The organism is Allokutzneria albata (genome assembly GCF_900103775.1).
GTDB lineage: Bacteria > Actinomycetota > Actinomycetes > Mycobacteriales > Pseudonocardiaceae > Allokutzneria > Allokutzneria albata.
This window is the reverse complement of record NZ_LT629701.1, coordinates 8,064,854-8,079,884: the sequence shown is the minus strand read 5'-3', so window position 1 is coordinate 8,079,884 and position 15,031 is coordinate 8,064,854. Positions and strand designations below refer to the sequence as shown.

Sequence of the window (15,031 nt, the reverse complement as noted above, 5' to 3'; positions counted from 1 at the left end):
CCTCGCGAAGGGGGCCGTTGCGCTCATCCGGAAAGAAAGTCCTCGATCCGCGAGGCCAGTTCGTCCGGTGCCTCCTCGGACATGTGGTGGCCGCTCGCGATCGAGCCGCCCTCGACGTTCTCGGCCCAGCCCCGCCACGCCTCGACCACGTCACCGTAGAGCTCCGGCAGGTTGTCTCCGTCCGCCCAGAGGACCAGGGCCGGGCACCGCACCTTCCTGCCCGCCGCGCGGTCCGCGTCGTCGGCGATCCGGTCGACGCCCAGTCCCGCGCGGTAGTCCTCGCACATCGCGTGCACCGTCTCCGGATCGTTGATCGCGCGTTGGAAGTCCGCGAAGTTCGCCTCCCCCATGGCTGCCGCTCGGTCGTCGTAGCGGGCGCGATACCAGGAGACGGGGTCGGCGTTGATCACGCGCTCCGGCAGGTCCGTTTCCTGGCCGAGGAAGAACCAGTGCCACCAGCTCGCGGCGAAGCGGGCGTCGCAGCGGGCCAGCGCCTCACCGATGGGGACGACGTCGAGCGCGACCAGCGCGGTCACGCGGTCCGGGTGGTCGACGGCCATGCGGTGGGCGACATAGCCGCCGCGGTCATGCCCTACTACAGTGAACTGCTTGTGCCCCAACGCTTCCATGAGCTTCACGCAGTCGTTGGCCACGGCGCGCTTGGACTGCTGACTGTGGTCGGGCTCGGTCGAAGGCTTCGAGGACCGGCCGTATCCGCGCATGTCCGGGCACACCACGGAATACCGCCGTGCCAGCAGCGGCGCGACCCGGTGCCACGTCGTGTGCGTCCTGGGATGCCCGTGGAGCAACAGGATCGGCGGACCCGAACCGCCGTGCCGCACGCTCAGCCGGACCTCGCCGACGTCGATCTGTTCCAGTGCGAAGCCCTCGAACATCAGCTGGCTGCCTCCAGTTCGGCCGGTTCCAGGCTGTAGACCTTGAAAGCGGATCGGATCACCGGCTGCGCGACGTTGCGCACGCGGACGCCGCCCGCGGTCATCCCGTGCTCGGTGCCCGCGTGGGCGTGGCCGTGGAAGGCGATGTCGGCACGCGCGTTGTCGATCGCCTCCGCCAGCAGGTAGGAACCGAGGAACGGGTAGATCTCCAGCGGTTCCCCGCGCAGGGTTTCCTTGACCGGCGAGTAGTGGGTCAGGGCGACGCGGACGTCCGCGTCGAGTTCTTCGAGCGCCTTGCCCAGCTGGGCGGAGACCTCGGCGGTGTGGTTGACGAAGGCCTTCATCTCCCGCTCGCCGAAGGCGCTCGCGCACTTGCCCGCGAACCCGCCGCCGAAGCCCTTCACCCCGGCGACGCCGAGCCGGCGGTCGCCGACGTCGAGCACCACGCCGTTGCCCTCCAGCACGGTGATCCCGGCTTCTCTGAGCACAGTGGACAGTTCTTCGCCCTGATCGCTGTGGTGGTCGTGGTTGCCGAGCACGGCGATGACCGGGACGGCGAGGCCGCCGAACTCGCGCGCGACGACCTCGGCCTCCTCGACCGTGCCGTGCTTGGTGAGGTCCCCGGCGAGCAGCAGGACGTCCGCGCAGTCGCCCAGCTCCTCCAGCGCGGGGCGGAGGTGACCGCTGGCGTCCGGCGCGAGGTGCACGTCCCCGACCGCGGCGATCCTGATCATCGCAGCTCCTCCCGTCCGACCGGCGCCTTCGCCTCGACCACGCGGACGTCGTTGTGCACGGTCAGGTTCGCGGCGATGTCGTGCACGACCTGGTCGAGCTTGTGCTTGCGCTCCTCGCTCGCCACGTCACCGCTGAGGTAGACCTGTTCACCGCGCAGGTCGACGCGCACGCCCTGTTCGGCGGTCCTGGGGTCCTCAGCCAGCGCGCGACGCAGGCGGGCCACTGCGTACTGCGGCGGCTCCTGATCGGTTGTCATGGGCTTGCCTCCCTGAATGCTGTGCGAGTGCGGCGATGCCGAGGCGGTGGGCCAGCAGCAGCAACGCCTCCGCGTACGGCGATCCCGCGGTCCGGCGGGCCACCTCGCCCCAGTCGATCTGTTCCCTCAGCGCGCGCAGGATCGGCAGCAGCACGGCGAAGTCGCAGCGGTGCTCGTCCAGCACGAGCAACTTGTCCACCACCAGGTCCGTCGCGGGCGCCACGGGGGCCTTCACCGATCCGACCCGCATCCATTCCGCGCGGGCCAGGGTCTCCTCCGTCACCGGGGACTCCACCGGCTCGTGGATGAGGTCCACGAGGTGGTCGCGGTCGTAGACCTTGGTGAGCCACCGTTCCGGGGGTTCGGCGGCGCGCATCCCCGCGGCCACGAGCACCCGCACGGCCTCGGCGCTGTCCTCCGCCCGCACGAGCACGTCGACGTCGTGTTCGGACTCGGGACCGCCACGCGCCCACACCGCGATGCCTCCGGTCAGCGCGAACGGGACCTCTGCCTCGCGCAGCGCGCTGACCACCCGCACCGTTGTGCGGACCAGTTCGTCGAAGTCGTCGGCCATCCGGTCACCGTCACCAGCGCTCGACGCGTTCAGCGCGTTCTTCCGGTGCCTGCGAGCCGTAGGAGGCCACCTCACCATCCCTTGTGGACGCGGAGAGGCCGCCGGGCTCGACGTCCTCGCTCACCAGGACCGGATTCTCTTCCGCCACGCTCTCTTCGGCTTCGGCCGGGGGCTCGTCGTCGATGGTCTCGTCCAGTTCGCTGTCCGGGGTCGCCGCGCGCGGGCGCTCGGGAACCGGCTCCGGTTCGACGTCGGGGCGCTCCTCGGCAAGGCGCTCGTCCAGGGTCTCGCCCTCGCGCTGCTCGTTGGGCGTGGTGCCGTGCTGGTCCACTCCGCTCCAGTGCTCCGGCGGTTCGACGCCCTCCTCGAGCGGGTCGACGCCGAGGCGGTCCTCGTCCAGTTCCTCGGAGACTTCTTCCCTGGGTGTGCTCATGCCCTCTCACTCCCCACGTGCTCGAAGCGGGGCAGCACGTGCGCCGCCCACGCCTTGAAGAACGCGTCCTGGTTCGGCCCGATCTGCTGCACGTAAACCTCGTCGTAGCCGGCGTCGACGTATTTCCTCAGCGCGGCAACGTGTTTCTCCGGGTCCGGTCCACAGGGGACCGCCTCGCGCACGGTGTCCTCGGTGACCAGCTTCGAAGCCTGCTCGAAGTGCCGTGGCGTCGGCAGGACCTGCGCCAGCTCACCGGGAAGGTGCTCGTTGGGCCAGATCCGGTGCGCGGTGCGGGCGCCCTCGATCTCGGTGTCCGCCCAGCACACCTTGAACCCTGCCTGCGCGGGCAGGCCACCGCCGCCGGCCTCGCGGAAGGTGGAGATCAGCCCGCTGTCCGGGATGGTGCTCATGAAGCCGTCGCCGATGCGCCCGGCCAGCTTCGCCGACTTGGGGCCGAAGGCGGAGACGTAGATGGGGACCGGCTGCTCGGGCAACGTGTAGATGCGGGCGTTCTCCACCGTGTAGTGCTTGCCGTGGTAGCTCACCTCTTCGCCGCGGTGCAGGGCGCGGATCAGCTCGACGGCCTCCTCCAGCATGCTCAGGCGCACGTCGGCGGGCGGCCAGTGGTCGCCGAGCACGTGCTCGTTGAGGGCCTCTCCGCTGCCGACGCCGAGGGTGAACCCGCCTCGGCACTGCACGGCCGCGGTGGCGGCGGCCTGGGCGACGATCGCCGGGTGCACGCGCACGGTCGGGCAGGTCACCGCGGTGGTGATGGGCAGGCTCGTCGTTTCCGACAGCGCGCCGATGACCGACCACACGAACGGGCTGTGCCCCTGCTGGTCGTTCCACGGGTGGAAGTGGTCGGAGATCCACAGCCGCTGGAACCCCGCGTCCTCGGCCAGCCGGGCCTGCCGGACCAGCTCGCGCGGACCGAACTCCTCGCAGGACAGGAAGTATCCGATGCTGACCATGCACTCCGGCTACCCACCTGCCGGGCGGCCAATCCCCGGTGTGACCGGGGCCGGACCGGGTAGCCCGGCGAGGAGGAGGTGGCGAAGATGGATCTGACGCAGCTGCGCGGGCTCGTCGCGGCGACGGGACCGTTCGCGTCGGTGTACCTGGACGACTCGCACGACACCCCGGACGCGCCGAAGGCACTGGAGCTGCGGTGGCGGGAGGCGCGGGCGACGTTGGCGGAACAGGGCGCCGACGAACGCACACTGTCCAGTGTGGACAGAGCGCTCGCGGGGGGTGAGCCCGCGCGGGGCCGGGCCGGCCGCGCGCTGATCGCCTCGGGCGGCGAGGTGCTGCTGGACCGCCACCTGCCGGAGCCACCGGCACAGCCGATCGCCCGGTGGTCGGCGCTGCCCTACCTGATGCCGTTGCTGGAGCAGACCGAGGCCGATCTGCCGCACGTGGCCGTCCTGGTGGACGGCGCGGGCGGCGAAGTCCTGGGCTACGACGGCGACGGCAGGCTGGTCGACCGCCAGGAGGTGGCCGGGCAGGACCACCCGCTGCACGACGCGGGCGGAGGGGGCATGGCGCACAAGCGGATTCGCCAGCGGGTGGAGAACACCAAGCAGGACAACGCGATCGCGGTCGCCGAGGCCGCCGACCGGATGGTGCGCCGGCTGGGCGCGCGCCTGCTCGTGCTCTCCGGTGAGGTCCAGGCCCGCACGGCGGTGCGCGCGGCGCTGCCGGACCGGTCAGCCGCCATCGCGGAGGAGCTGACGGTGGGCGGCCACGTCCCCGGCGCGGACCAGGACGCGCTCGGCGAGGCCGTGCACAAGCTGATCAAGCAACAGGTGGACGCGATCGGGCACAACGCCGTCGATCGCTTCCGGATCGAGCTGGGCAGGCAGGGCGATGCGACGCAGGGCCTGCCCGCGGTCGCCACCGCACTGCGCGAGGGCCGGGTGGACACCGTGCTGCTCGACGGCGCGGCAACGGCGGACCGCACGATCTGGATCGGTTCGGAACCGACCCAGATCGCCATCGACGAGGCGGAGCTGCGCTCGCTGGGCGTACCCCACCTCGCCCGCGAACGCGCCGACTCCGCGCTGGTCATGGCCGCCGTGGCGACCGGAGCGCGGCTGCAGCTGGCCACGGGTGAGCCGGAGCTGGCCGACGGCGTCGGCGCGCTGCTGCGGGGCTAGAAGGGAGAAGTTATGCAGCGAGGAAGCGACAAGCACGGACCGCGTCAGGACGAACAGCTCCAGCACGAGCTCGAAGGCACGTTGCGGGCCAACCGGCCGACGCACGCGCACGAGTGGCGGGACCCGGAACCGCCCGCCGACGACGACCCGGAGGTCTTGCGCGGCACCGATGTCCGCCCGGACCCCGGCCAGTGACAACAGCATTCACGTACTGCGAAACGGCAACCTTTCGGACGTGCTCGACACGAAGGTGACCGGCGAGCGGGAGACCGCCGACACTGACGCGATGAGAAAGTCCGTAGTGAGTGCCCTCGCGGTCGTGGTGATGGTGGGGGTGGCGGTGCCGGCACAGGCCGCGGAGCCCAAGGTGCGCCTCAAGTGCGGCAAGTCCGGCTTCACCGGCTGGGTCGAGATCTACGGCCGGTCCGGTTCGGACGGCTTCGGCGGGATCGCTCCCCTCGCCCGGATCACCCAGGTCCGCTACAAGATCAAGAAGCCTGCCGACGGCAGGACGGAGCGCAACGACGTCACCGTCGACTACGTACCGGCTCCGGACACGCGGCACCTGCTCGCCAGGAGCGGGGACGCGGCGCGCGCCGACAACAGCTGGCACAAGCTCAATCCCGAGTTCACCATGACGAAGACCCGGCACCCCGTGTTCGAGGTGGAGTTCATCTTCAACACCTCGGGCAAGGACCCGAGGTGCCGGGACTCCCAGCGACTCTGACGCCGTCAGCGGGCGCCCAGCGGGCGCTGCTCCAGCGGCGCCCCCGGCTCGGCATCGGCGCGGAGGTGGACGAACGAGGTGAAGCCCCACTCCTCCAGCCTGCCGAGCTGGGCGCCGAACTTGCCGCGCCGCCCGAGCACCGTGGCGGTGCGGCCCTCCCGGCGCAGCTCGCGGGCGACGGCCATGGCGCGCGCCGCGGGCACGTCCTTCTCGAACAGCACCGCGACCGAGTCCTCGGCGGGGGCGTCCCCGAGCAGGTCCACGATCCGCTCGAAGCCGATGCTGAACCCGCAGGCCGGGACGTCCTTGCCGAGGCTGCGGCCGATCAGCTTGTCGTAGCGGCCGCCACCGGCGATCGAGGAGTTCATCCCCGGGTGCATCACCTCGAAGATCTGGCCGGTGTAGTAGCCCATGCCCCTGACCAGCGTCGGGTCGAACTCCCAGCTCACGGCGCTGGCCTCGGCCAGGCTCGCGGTGGTCGTCGCGAGGTCGGCGATCACGTCCTCGGCCAGCGTGGGCACCGCGTCGGCCAGCGCGTCGGCGATGGAGGTGGCGGGCAGCTCGCGCAGCTTCTGGATGCGCTCCAGGGCGTCACCGACCTTGTCGGCGGGCAGGCCCTTGGCCTCCAGTTCGGAGCGAACGCCGTCCCAGCCGATCTTGTCGAGCTTGTCCAGGCCGATGAAGAACGCGGGCCAGACCGCCTCGTCCAGCCCCGCCGCCTGAGCGAGCGCCGCGACGAAGCGGCGGTCGGAGACGCGGACCGTCGCCCCCGTCAGCCCCACCGCGGCCAGCGCCTGGGTGGTGGCCTCGATCAGCTCGGCCTCGGCGAGCACCGACTCCTCGCCGATCATGTCGATGTCGCACTGGACGAACTGGCGGTAGCGGCCCTTCTGCGGCCGCTCCGCGCGCCACACCGGCCCGTACTGCAGGCTGCGGAACGGGGTGGGCAGCGTGGCGTGGTTGGCGCCGTAGAACCGGGTCAGCGGCACGGTGAGGTCGTAGCGCAGCGCCAGGTCGGCGAGGTCGTTGACCCGGGTGCCCGGCTCGGTCTCCTCGGGAAGGCCCCTGCGCATGATCTTGAAGAGCAGCTTCTCGTTCTCCCCGCCCTGGCCGGAGGTCAGCCGGTCCAGGTTCTCCAGCGCGGGCGTCTCGATCCGCCGGTAGCCGAAGCGGTGGTAGATCTCGACGATCGCCGCGAGGACGTGATCGCGCCGGGCGACGGTCGCCGGGAGCAGGTCGCGGGTGCCCCTCGCGGGGCTGTTGTCGATCTTCACCGTGGTCCTCTTGTAGGCGGGCCTTGACCGGCCCAAACTACCCGCAGCCCGATCCCGGCCGCGATCCGGTTTCCCCGCACGGCCTGCCGCTTCGGCTTCGTCACCGAAGACCTGCTCGCAGTGTCGAGCGGCGGCCCCGCGGGCCGGGCATCGGCGCTCGCCGCCGCGACGGCAGGTGGCACGACATGGTCCCGATGGGCCTGGTGGAGGGCGAACTGCTCGGCTGAACGGGTGCTGCCAGGATGTGCGCCGTGTTCAACCGACTCCTGCTCATCCTGCCCGTCGCCGCCCTGGTGCTCAGCGGCTGCGGGGACGAGCCCCAGCCCGCGGGCGGGGCCGCTCCGGAGGCCACGACCGCCGCGCCGACGTCCGCGCCGGCCTCGTCGAAGGCCAAGCCCGGCGTCGACGCCAAGGGCGATGTGAAGATCATCTCGTGCACGCCGAACGCGTGGACGCAGGACGTGACCATCGAGGTCACCAACAGCTCCGCCGAAGCGGCCAAGTACGTCGTGGGCATCGACATCAGCGGTCCGGACGGCAAGCCCACCAGCGACGCGCGCTTCGTGGACAACCGCATCGAGCCCGGCAAGACGGTCACCGAGAAGATCCCGGGCGGCACCCCGATCAAGGGCGCGATCACCTGCGCCGTCGGCGAGGCCCGCCGCCTGCCCGCGCAGTGATCACCGCCGCGGCGGGCCGCTCCGGTCCGCCGCGGGAAGGTGCCGGGGGTCAGTCGTCGTCGCCGCCGGGGCGCAACGACTCGTAGACCTTCTTGCACTCCGGGCACACGGGGGAGCCGGGCTTCGGGGAGCGCGTGACAGGGAACACCTCACCGCACAGCGCCACCACGTGCGTGCCCATGACCGCGCTCTCGGCGATCTTGGATTTCCGCACGTAGTGGAACATCTTCGGGTCGTCGTCGCCCGTGTTGTCGGTGCCCTCAGGCCGCGTTCCGGTGTCCGGCAGCGTCTGCGTCAAGCTCACGTACACCATGATGCCTCACGGATGATGCCAACCGGACAGCAAGTTCGAACGCGTGAGTTGAGGAGGACCGGGTGGCCGAGAGCCAGCTGCGGGTGGGCGATGAGGTGGCGGAAGCCCTCGCGGAGGGGCGTGCGGTGGTCGCGCTGGAGAGCACGCTGCTGTCGCACGGCCTGCCCGCCCCGTCCAACCTGGACGTGGGGCGTGAGCTGGAGCGCATCGTGCGCGAGCAGGGCGCCGTCCCGGCCACGATCGCGGTCCTGGACGGGAGGGCCGTCGCCGGGTTGACCGACGCGGAGCTGCAGCGCGTGTGCGATCCGGCGAACAAGCTGGTCAAGCTGTCGCGGCGGGACCTGGGCCCGGCGTACGCGCTCGGGGTGGACGGCGCGACCACGGTCGCGAGCACCGCCGCGATCGCCGACGCCGCCGGCATCGGCGTGTTCGGCACGGGCGGGCTCGGCGGTGTGCACCGGGGGGCGCAGGAGAGCTGGGACGTCTCGGCCGACCTCGGGGTGCTGGCCGAGACGCCGGTCACGGTGGTGTGCTCCGGGGTGAAGTCGATCCTGGACATCCCGGCCACCCTGGAGCTGCTGGAGACCAGCTCGGTGCCAGTGCTCGGCTACGGGACCGACCGCTTCCCCGCCTTCTACCTGCGCGATTCCGGGCTGGACGTGCCGTGGCGGGTGGACAGCGCCAAGGACGCCGCCGCGGTGATCGGCACCCACCGGGCGCACGTGCCGGGCCGCGCGGGCGTGCTGCTGGTGAACCCGATCCCGGTCGAGCACGAGATGGACCGCGACCTGCACGACCGGCTGCTCGCGGGCGGGCTGGCGAAGCTGGAGCGCGAGGACGTCCACGGCAAGGACGTCACGCCGGCGCTGCTGGAGTACTTCCACACCGCGAGCGAGGGCGTCAGCCTGACCGCCAACACCGAGCTGGTGAAGTCCAACGTGCGGGTCGCCGCGGAGGTCGCGGTCGCGCTGGCGGACCGGGCATGAGACCGCGGGTGCTGGTCGTCGGCGACGCCGGGCTCGACGTCGTCGCCAGGCACCACGGGCCGGTGGTGCACGGCGGTGACGTGCGGTCCACGGTCACGCTGCAGCCGGGCGGCGCCGGGGCCAACACCTCGGCGTGGCTGGCGCACTGCGGGGCCGATGTCGTGCTCGTCGGGCGGGTCGGCGCGGACGCGGCCGGGCGGCAGGTGACCGCGGAGCTGAACGCGGTGGGCGTGCGCTGCGCGTTCACCCTCGACCCGGTGGCGAACACGTGCTGCGTCGTGGTGCTCGTCGACGACGACGGCCAGCGGACGATGCTGCCCGACCGGGGAGCCAACGCGCGGTTGTCGCCGGAGGACCTCGATCCCGCGCTGCTCGCCGACGTGGACCACCTGCACCTGTCCGGCTACGTGCTGCTCGACCCCTCGTCGCGGGAGGCCGGGCTGGCCGCATTGCGCGTCGCCCGCGAGGCCGGGAAGACCACCTCGGTCGACCCCCAGGCGGCTGCGCTGATCGTCGCGGGCGGCGTGGAGTCCTTTGTGGACGACATCCGCGGTGTGGACCTGTTGCTGCCCAACACCGAGGAGCTGGTGGCGCTCACCGGTTCGAAGGAGCCGGAGGCGGCGCGGGACCTGCTCGACGTGGTCGGCGCGGTCGCGGTCACCGCCGGCGGCGACGGGGCCTCGTGGGTGGACGCGGAGCGGATCGTCTCGGTGGAGTCGCCGCGCGTGGAGTGCGTGGACTCCACCGGTGCCGGGGACGCCTTCGACGCGGGCCTGCTCAGCGGCTGGCTGTCCGGGCTCCCACCGGAGGAGTTCCTGCTCTCCGGCGTGCGCGCGGGCGCGACCGCCGTCCAGCACATCGGCGCACAACCCCTCCGCCCCTGAGCGCTGCGGTCGCTGACCGCCCCGCACCCCGCAGCGGTCGGGGCGGTCAGCCGTCGATGACGGGGTGCTCGCGGGATTCGAGCTGCCGGGTCGTCGACGGCGGGCGGTAGCGGTTGGCCTCCTCCGCCTTGCGCGGCGGGCGGTCGTTGGCGATGAGCACGGCCATCCACGGCAGCGGCACGGAGATCACCACGAAGGCGAGCGCCAGCCACCAGGTCTGGTAGAACACCCCGGCCAGGATCAGGCACGGGATGCGCATGGACATCATCAACAGGTACTTGCGCTTGCGCGCGGCGTACTGGTCTTCGTACGACGGAGCGGCCTCGGTGATCAGGACCGGGGTGTCGTCCCGCTGGGAACCATTCACGTCCCACCTCCACACCCCATACTTCCACCGTCTGAGTGCAACGAACACAACGAGGGGTCGTGATGGTCGCCCTTGATCGCCTCGTCGACGTGCTCGGCGGAGTCGGAGCCGTGTTGTGCGCGGCGCCCCGGGGCCGGGACGTCGACCTGCGTGGGGTCGCCCTGCACGACCCCACCGAGGACTACCCCACTTCGCCCAGTGACGTGCTGCTCGGTTTGGGTACGAAAACCGTCGCGGCCGCGATCCGGCTGATCGGCACGACCAACGCCGCGGTGCTCGTGCTGCACGGGCGCCAGCCGCTGGACGAGCGCATCTCGGCCGCCGCACGCAGGGCTGGGGTCGCGGTGCTGCTGGTCGACCCCGAGGTGCCGTGGAGCCACCTCGCGGGTGTCGTGCACACCCTGGTGCTCGGTGGGACCTCGGCGAGCCGCGAGCACCCCGGCGACCTGTTCGCGGTGGCCGACGCGATCGCGGCCGTGGTGGGCGGGCCGGTGACGATCGAGGACCAGCAGTCGCGTGTGCTGGCCTACTCCGGACGCCAGGAAGCCGTCGACGCGGCGCGGGTGCAGACGATCCTCGGCCGCAGGGTCCCGCCCGACGTGCTGAAAGCGCTGGAGGACCAGGGCGTCTTCAAACACCTCGCGGTCTCCGACGAGCCGCTTGTGGTGCCGTCGCTGATCCCCGGCCTCGGTGCCCGGCTCGTCGTGGCGATCCGCGCCGGGCGGGAGCTGCTGGGGTCGGTGTGGGTGGAGGCGGAGCCCCCGGTCTCCCCGCAGCGGATGGCCGGGCTGGTCGACGGGGCGCGCACCGCCGCACTGCACCTGTTGCGGGCGCGAGCCAGTTCGGACCTCGAACGGCGCGGCGAGAGCGATTTGGTCGTGCGTCTCATGGAGGGCGATGCCGACGCGCCCGCGGTCCTCGCCCGCCTCGGCCTGCCGACGACGGGGCTGCGGGTGATCGCGTTGCGCGCCGACGCCGGGGAAGCCGAGCACGGGGCCGCCCTGCTGGCCTTCGAGCGCGCCACCGCCGGGTTCGGCTGGTCCCGCCCGGGCCGCAGCGCACTGCTGGGCAACGTGCTCTACACGGTGCTGCCCTGCGGCGAGAACACCGATGCGGCGCGGGACTGGGTGCGCGCGCTGTCCGCGGAGCTGCCGTCCGAGGTGGTGCTGCACGCGGGCATCGGGGGCACGGCAACGACCGCCGAGCTGCCGTCGAGTCGTCACGAAGCCGACGAATGCCTTGCGGTGTCAGCGGTTCTGCCTTCGGCGGGCACAACGGTCTCCTACGACGAGGCGTGGTCACAGGTGCTGTTGCTGCGCCTGGCGGCGGTGGCGGAAGCCGGACGGTTGCCGAGCCGCGGCCCGGTCGCCGAACTGCTGCGGCAGGACGAGGAGAACGGCACCGCCTACGCCGAGACGCTGCGGACGTGGCTGGCCGCCCAGGGCGATGTCCGCGCCGCGGCGCAGCGGCTCGCGGTGCACCCGAACACCCTGCGCTACCGGCTACGCAAGATCGAACAGCTGACCACGGTGCGGCTCGACGACCCCGAGCAGCGGCTCGCGCTGGCCATCGCGCTCACCGCGACGACGTTGTCCTGAGCTGACAAACCGGACCGCGATATTTGTCCGGAAATGCCAGTGCCACGGGTGTTTCCCCAGCTCATAGTTGCTGCCATCAGGCCAGGAACGCCGATGACCCGCTCGCGGGGTCGAGCATGTGACAGCAGGGAGGCCACCGTGACCGCAGCAGGACAGCCGCGCACCGTCGTCGTCGTCGGCGGGGGCATCGTCGGCCTCTCCGTCGCCTGGTTCCTCCAGGAGCACGGTGTCGAGGTGACCGTGGTCGAGCGCGCCGAGGTGGGCGCGGGCGCGTCCTGGGGCAACGCCGGCTGGATCTCCCCCGGCCTGGCGATCCCGCTGCCCGAGCCGAGCGTGCTCCGCTACGGCTTCCGCTCGCTGATGGACCCGGACGCGCCGCTGTACGTGCCGACCAAGCCGGACCCGAAGCTGTGGGCGTTCCTCACCCGCTTCGCCTCGCACTGCACGATGCCCCAGTGGCGCAAGGCGATGAAGCACTACCTGCCGGTCAACGCCGGCGCCCTCGACGCCTTCGACGTGCTCACCGGCAACGGTGTCGCGGCCAAGACCGTCGACGCGCCGATCATGGCCGCCTTCGAGCGCGCCGAGCAGGCCGCCGACCTCCGGCACGAGCTGGAGCTGATCAACCAGGCGGGCCAGGAGATCAAGTTCACCGAGCTGTCCGGCGCCGAGGTGCGCAAGGCGGTCCCGCAGGTCTCCGGCAACGTCGAGCTGGCGCTGCGGCTGGACGGCCAACGCTACATCGACCCGGGCGCCTTCACCCAGGCGCTGGCCGACGCGGTGCGCGAGCGCGGTGGCGAGATCCGCACCGGCTTCACCGCGCGCACCCTGCGGCACGGCCCGAAGGGCGTCACCGTCGAGGCGTTCGCCGGTGACCCCGTGCACGCCGACACCGTGGTGCTGGCCACCGGCTCCTGGCTGGACGAGCTGGCCAGGCCGCTCGGCGTGAAGATGCCGGTGCGCGCGGGCCGCGGCTACTCCTTCAGCGTGCCGGTGACCGAGGACGTGCCGTGCCCGGTGTACTTCCCGGCCGTGCGCGTGGCCTGCACGCCGTACCAGGGACGGCTGCGGGTGGCCGGGACCATGGAGTTCCGCCACGCCGACGCCCCGCTGGACCCGCGGCGGGTGACCTCGATCGTCAACTCCGCGCGCAAGCTGCTCACCGGCGTCGACTGGACCGAGCGCGCGGAGACCTGGGTCGGCCCGCGCCCGGTCACCCCGGACGGCCTGCCGCTGATCGGCGAGACCAAGGTGCCCGGCGTGTACGTCGCGGGCGGGCACGGCATGTGGGGCGTGACCCTGGGCCCGCTGACCGGTCAGCTGCTCGCCGAGCAGATGGTGACCGGCAAGGCCCCCGCCGCGCTGCACCCCTTCGACCCGCACCGGGGCGGCTTGCGCTCCCTCGTGCGTCGTTCGGCCTGACGGCAGGGGTCGGACCGAACGGGAGCGGGTGACCGGCGGGTTCCGCCGGTCACCTCATCCGTCTCCCCGGGGGCGCTGCCTTCCCCCGGGGCGACGGGCGCTCAGGGACCGCTGAGCAGGCGGTCGACCGAGACGGTGGCCGGAGTGCCGCCGCGGAGCGCGACGGTGACCTCCCTGGCGCTCAGGTCGGCGACGAAGGAGCACAGGGTGGCCGACTGGTCGCCGGGGACCGGATCGCGGTAGACCCCGCGCGGCGTCGGCCGGGTGAGGACGTCGAGGAACCACTCCGCGCGCGGGTCGGTCTTCGGCGGGGACAGCCGGGTGAGCGCCTGGGCCCTGGCCACGCTCGACGCGCTGGCCCGGTCCGGCTGCTCGGTCAGGTAGCGCAGGTGGTTGGTGTGCCAGGCCCACGGCTTGGTGGCGTCCGGCTCGTGCATGGCGATGTCGCCGCTGGCGCTCTCCACCTGGAGCAGCCGCCCCGTCTCCAGATCGCCCACGTTGTAGGCGAAGCCGCCCGCGCTCGGGTTCCTGCCCAGGAAGCGCACCACGTCCTCGACGCCGCGCACGCCGTGCAGGGCGCGGGCGACGAAGTGCCTGCCGATCCCGGGCTTCGGCCGCACCAGCGGGATGTGGTCGAGCCCGAACACCATGCCGAGCCCGGTCACCACGAACGCGTTGCCCGGCAGGAAACCCGGGTACCACAGCGCGGTGACGGCGGGCTCGTCCTCCAGGCGCAGGGTGAGCAGCACCAGCTGCTCGTCCTGGCCCACCGCGCCGTCCTCGTTGTGGGCGAGCACCGAACGGCGTCCTCGCCACAGCACGTCCGAGCACCCGGCGGTGCTGACGTCGTTGGGCACGTCACCGCGCAGGTTGGCCAGCAGGAGGGTGCGCAGCGGGATGTCCGCGCCCTTGGCCAGCTCCGCCAGCTCGGCGTACTGCTGCGGCGCTCCGCGCTCGGTCAGCCGGATCAGCTCGCTCAGCTCCTGGGCCCCTGCCCCGGTCGCCTCGTAGCGCCGCATCCCGGCCAGCTCGGGCATGCCGAGCACGAGCGCCCGGACCCGCTCGGCGAACTCGGCGCCCAGTGCCCGGAAGGCCGCGTGCCGCTCGCCCCGCACCACCACCCACGGCATGCCGCCCAGTTCGTGGTGGTCGATCAGCACCGCCATGCGCCTGCCCCTCGTGTCGATGAGTTCCCGCCTCCCCTGTCGTCGCGGAGGGCTCCGTTGTAACCATGAAAAGATCAGCGGAATGAGAGCTGTGGTGACCCGGGTCACTCGGGCACGCGTGACGGTGGGCGACGAGGTCGTCGGCGAGATCGACGAGCCGGGACTGCTGGTGCTACTGGGAGTCACGCACACCGACGGTGTGCAACAAGCGGTGACCATGGCGCGCAAGCTCTTCGAGCTCAGGATTCTGCGGGACGAGCAGTCGTGCGCGACGACCGGGGCGCCACTTCTGGTGGTGAGTCAGTTCACGCTCTATGGCGACACGCGCAAAGGTCGCCGTCCTTCGTGGACCGCGGCGGCGCGTCCGGAACACGCGGAACCCTTGGTACAGGCCGTAACTGAGGATCTTCTCAGCCGGGGAGCGCGCGTGGCGACCGGCCGTTTCCGCGCCGCGATGGCCGTGGAGAGCGTGAACGACGGGCCGTTCACCGTCATGGTCGAGGTCTGAGCGCGTCCTGAGAAAAGCGCCGGGTTCTCTCAGACAATCCTCAGGGTCGGCTGGGC

At 71.9% G+C, this 15,031-nt stretch carries 19 protein-coding genes; 9 read left to right on the top strand and 10 right to left on the bottom strand.

Going from position 1 to position 15,031, the window contains the following annotated elements:
• Positions 1-23: 23 nt before the first annotated feature.
• The 6 genes from BLT28_RS37085 to BLT28_RS37060 are packed head-to-tail and all read right to left on the bottom strand — an operon-like array spanning position 24 to position 3,865.
• Positions 24-896: an alpha/beta fold hydrolase gene (locus BLT28_RS37085; RefSeq protein WP_030428508.1), complete on the bottom strand. Its 873-nt coding sequence runs from the start codon at positions 894-896 to the stop codon at positions 24-26.
• On the bottom strand, positions 896-1,630 hold the full coding sequence (locus BLT28_RS37080; protein ID WP_030428509.1) for a metallophosphoesterase family protein: 735 nt from the start codon (positions 1,628-1,630) through the stop codon (positions 896-898). Before BLT28_RS37080 ends, BLT28_RS37085 begins: the two co-directional genes overlap by 1 nt.
• Positions 1,627-1,887 (bottom strand): BON domain-containing protein, encoded by a 261-nt coding sequence (locus tag BLT28_RS37075; protein WP_030428510.1) that lies wholly within the window; start codon positions 1,885-1,887, stop codon positions 1,627-1,629. The genes BLT28_RS37080 and BLT28_RS37075 overlap by 4 nt, the downstream gene beginning before the upstream one ends.
• A complete protein-coding gene (locus BLT28_RS37070; protein WP_030428511.1) occupies positions 1,826-2,461 on the bottom strand; it encodes a nucleotidyltransferase family protein in 636 nt (211 codons plus the stop codon). The genes BLT28_RS37075 and BLT28_RS37070 overlap by 62 nt, the downstream gene beginning before the upstream one ends.
• A 10-nt stretch (positions 2,462-2,471) precedes the next feature.
• The gene (locus BLT28_RS42300) at positions 2,472-2,894 is read right to left on the bottom strand and encodes a hypothetical protein (protein WP_156050710.1); all 423 of its coding nucleotides are present in this window, start codon (positions 2,892-2,894) and stop codon (positions 2,472-2,474) included.
• Positions 2,891-3,865, bottom strand: a complete 975-nt coding sequence (locus BLT28_RS37060; RefSeq protein ID WP_030428513.1) for a TIGR03557 family F420-dependent LLM class oxidoreductase — start codon at positions 3,863-3,865, stop codon at positions 2,891-2,893. The genes BLT28_RS42300 and BLT28_RS37060 overlap by 4 nt, the downstream gene beginning before the upstream one ends.
• A gap of 87 nt (positions 3,866-3,952) precedes the next feature.
• Between BLT28_RS37060 and BLT28_RS37055 the strand changes: the two genes are divergently transcribed.
• The 3 genes from BLT28_RS37055 to BLT28_RS37045 all read left to right on the top strand — a co-directional run bounded on the left by BLT28_RS37055 (position 3,953) and on the right by BLT28_RS37045 (position 5,777).
• The gene (locus BLT28_RS37055; RefSeq protein WP_030428514.1) at positions 3,953-5,050 is read left to right on the top strand and encodes an Rv2629 family ribosome hibernation factor; all 1,098 of its coding nucleotides are present in this window, start codon (positions 3,953-3,955) and stop codon (positions 5,048-5,050) included.
• A gap of 12 nt (positions 5,051-5,062) precedes the next feature.
• Positions 5,063-5,245, top strand: coding sequence for a hypothetical protein (locus tag BLT28_RS37050; RefSeq protein ID WP_043810858.1), 183 nt, complete (start codon positions 5,063-5,065; stop codon positions 5,243-5,245).
• A gap of 91 nt (positions 5,246-5,336) precedes the next feature.
• Positions 5,337-5,777 carry a hypothetical protein gene (locus tag BLT28_RS37045; RefSeq protein ID WP_156050712.1) on the top strand — a complete coding sequence of 147 codons (441 nt, stop codon included), beginning with the start codon at positions 5,337-5,339 and terminating at the stop codon, positions 5,775-5,777.
• A 5-nt stretch (positions 5,778-5,782) separates the two neighbouring features.
• Here the strand turns inward: BLT28_RS37045 and hisS are convergent, their stop codons facing one another.
• Complete coding sequence (gene hisS / locus BLT28_RS37040; RefSeq protein WP_030428516.1) at positions 5,783-7,051, bottom strand: histidine--tRNA ligase; 1,269 nt, start codon at positions 7,049-7,051, stop codon at positions 5,783-5,785.
• A gap of 251 nt (positions 7,052-7,302) precedes the next feature.
• Here hisS and BLT28_RS37035 point away from each other — a divergent pair, with 251 nt between their 5' ends.
• Positions 7,303-7,731, top strand: a complete 429-nt coding sequence (locus BLT28_RS37035; protein ID WP_231950545.1) for a hypothetical protein — start codon at positions 7,303-7,305, stop codon at positions 7,729-7,731.
• A gap of 49 nt (positions 7,732-7,780) precedes the next feature.
• Here BLT28_RS37035 and BLT28_RS37030 read toward each other — a convergent pair whose 3' ends face one another.
• Positions 7,781-8,044: a DUF3039 domain-containing protein gene (locus BLT28_RS37030; protein ID WP_030428518.1), complete on the bottom strand. Its 264-nt coding sequence runs from the start codon at positions 8,042-8,044 to the stop codon at positions 7,781-7,783.
• 62 nt (positions 8,045-8,106) lie between these two features.
• On the opposite strand from BLT28_RS37030, the gene BLT28_RS37025 reads away from it, so the two are divergent.
• Both BLT28_RS37025 and BLT28_RS37020 read left to right on the top strand, forming a co-directional pair.
• Complete coding sequence (locus BLT28_RS37025; RefSeq protein ID WP_030428519.1) at positions 8,107-9,030, top strand: pseudouridine-5'-phosphate glycosidase; 924 nt, start codon at positions 8,107-8,109, stop codon at positions 9,028-9,030.
• Positions 9,027-9,914 (top strand): carbohydrate kinase family protein, encoded by an 888-nt coding sequence (locus BLT28_RS37020; RefSeq protein ID WP_030428520.1) that lies wholly within the window; start codon positions 9,027-9,029, stop codon positions 9,912-9,914. Before BLT28_RS37025 ends, BLT28_RS37020 begins: the two co-directional genes overlap by 4 nt.
• A 46-nt stretch (positions 9,915-9,960) precedes the next feature.
• Here BLT28_RS37020 and BLT28_RS37015 read toward each other — a convergent pair whose 3' ends face one another.
• A complete protein-coding gene (locus tag BLT28_RS37015) occupies positions 9,961-10,281 on the bottom strand; it encodes a DUF3099 domain-containing protein (protein ID WP_030428521.1) in 321 nt (106 codons plus the stop codon).
• A 62-nt stretch (positions 10,282-10,343) separates the two neighbouring features.
• Here BLT28_RS37015 and BLT28_RS37010 point away from each other — a divergent pair, with 62 nt between their 5' ends.
• Together BLT28_RS37010 and BLT28_RS37005 are read left to right on the top strand one after the other, a co-directional pair.
• Complete coding sequence (locus tag BLT28_RS37010; RefSeq protein ID WP_030428522.1) at positions 10,344-11,879, top strand: PucR family transcriptional regulator; 1,536 nt, start codon at positions 10,344-10,346, stop codon at positions 11,877-11,879.
• 93 nt (positions 11,880-11,972) lie between these two features.
• Positions 11,973-13,301 (top strand): NAD(P)/FAD-dependent oxidoreductase, encoded by a 1,329-nt coding sequence (locus BLT28_RS37005; protein ID WP_052407094.1) that lies wholly within the window; start codon positions 11,973-11,975, stop codon positions 13,299-13,301.
• A 101-nt stretch (positions 13,302-13,402) separates the two neighbouring features.
• Here BLT28_RS37005 and BLT28_RS37000 read toward each other — a convergent pair whose 3' ends face one another.
• Positions 13,403-14,467, bottom strand: coding sequence for a C45 family autoproteolytic acyltransferase/hydolase (locus tag BLT28_RS37000; protein WP_052407095.1), 1,065 nt, complete (start codon positions 14,465-14,467; stop codon positions 13,403-13,405).
• Positions 14,468-14,549: 82 nt separating this feature from the next.
• Between BLT28_RS37000 and dtd the strand changes: the two genes are divergently transcribed.
• Positions 14,550-14,975: a D-aminoacyl-tRNA deacylase gene (dtd, locus tag BLT28_RS36995; protein WP_030428525.1), complete on the top strand. Its 426-nt coding sequence runs from the start codon at positions 14,550-14,552 to the stop codon at positions 14,973-14,975.
• Positions 14,976-15,031: the final 56 nt, after the last annotated feature.

What these genes read in the sequence shown, in the direction of transcription:
- dtd (WP_030428525.1), top strand. Translation starts at nt 14,550, where the DNA reads ATGAGAGCTGTGGTGACCCGGGTCACTCGGGCACGCGTGACGGTGGGC.
- BLT28_RS37060 (WP_030428513.1), bottom strand. Translation starts at nt 3,865, where the DNA reads ATGGTCAGCATCGGATACTTCCTGTCCTGCGAGGAGTTCGGTCCGCGC.
- BLT28_RS37005 (WP_052407094.1), top strand. Translation starts at nt 11,973, where the DNA reads ATGACCCGCTCGCGGGGTCGAGCATGTGACAGCAGGGAGGCCACCGTG.
- BLT28_RS37050 (WP_043810858.1), top strand. Translation starts at nt 5,063, where the DNA reads ATGCAGCGAGGAAGCGACAAGCACGGACCGCGTCAGGACGAACAGCTC.
- BLT28_RS37070 (WP_030428511.1), bottom strand. Translation starts at nt 2,461, where the DNA reads ATGGCCGACGACTTCGACGAACTGGTCCGCACAACGGTGCGGGTGGTC.
- BLT28_RS37045 (WP_156050712.1), top strand. Translation starts at nt 5,337, where the DNA reads ATGAGAAAGTCCGTAGTGAGTGCCCTCGCGGTCGTGGTGATGGTGGGG.
- BLT28_RS37055 (WP_030428514.1), top strand. Translation starts at nt 3,953, where the DNA reads ATGGATCTGACGCAGCTGCGCGGGCTCGTCGCGGCGACGGGACCGTTC.
- BLT28_RS37000 (WP_052407095.1), bottom strand. Translation starts at nt 14,467, where the DNA reads ATGGCGGTGCTGATCGACCACCACGAACTGGGCGGCATGCCGTGGGTG.
- BLT28_RS37010 (WP_030428522.1), top strand. Translation starts at nt 10,344, where the DNA reads ATGGTCGCCCTTGATCGCCTCGTCGACGTGCTCGGCGGAGTCGGAGCC.
- BLT28_RS42300 (WP_156050710.1), bottom strand. Translation starts at nt 2,894, where the DNA reads ATGAGCACACCCAGGGAAGAAGTCTCCGAGGAACTGGACGAGGACCGC.
- BLT28_RS37085 (WP_030428508.1), bottom strand. Translation starts at nt 896, where the DNA reads ATGTTCGAGGGCTTCGCACTGGAACAGATCGACGTCGGCGAGGTCCGG.
- BLT28_RS37030 (WP_030428518.1), bottom strand. Translation starts at nt 8,044, where the DNA reads ATGGTGTACGTGAGCTTGACGCAGACGCTGCCGGACACCGGAACGCGG.
- BLT28_RS37075 (WP_030428510.1), bottom strand. Translation starts at nt 1,887, where the DNA reads ATGACAACCGATCAGGAGCCGCCGCAGTACGCAGTGGCCCGCCTGCGT.
- BLT28_RS37080 (WP_030428509.1), bottom strand. Translation starts at nt 1,630, where the DNA reads ATGATCAGGATCGCCGCGGTCGGGGACGTGCACCTCGCGCCGGACGCC.
- BLT28_RS37020 (WP_030428520.1), top strand. Translation starts at nt 9,027, where the DNA reads ATGAGACCGCGGGTGCTGGTCGTCGGCGACGCCGGGCTCGACGTCGTC.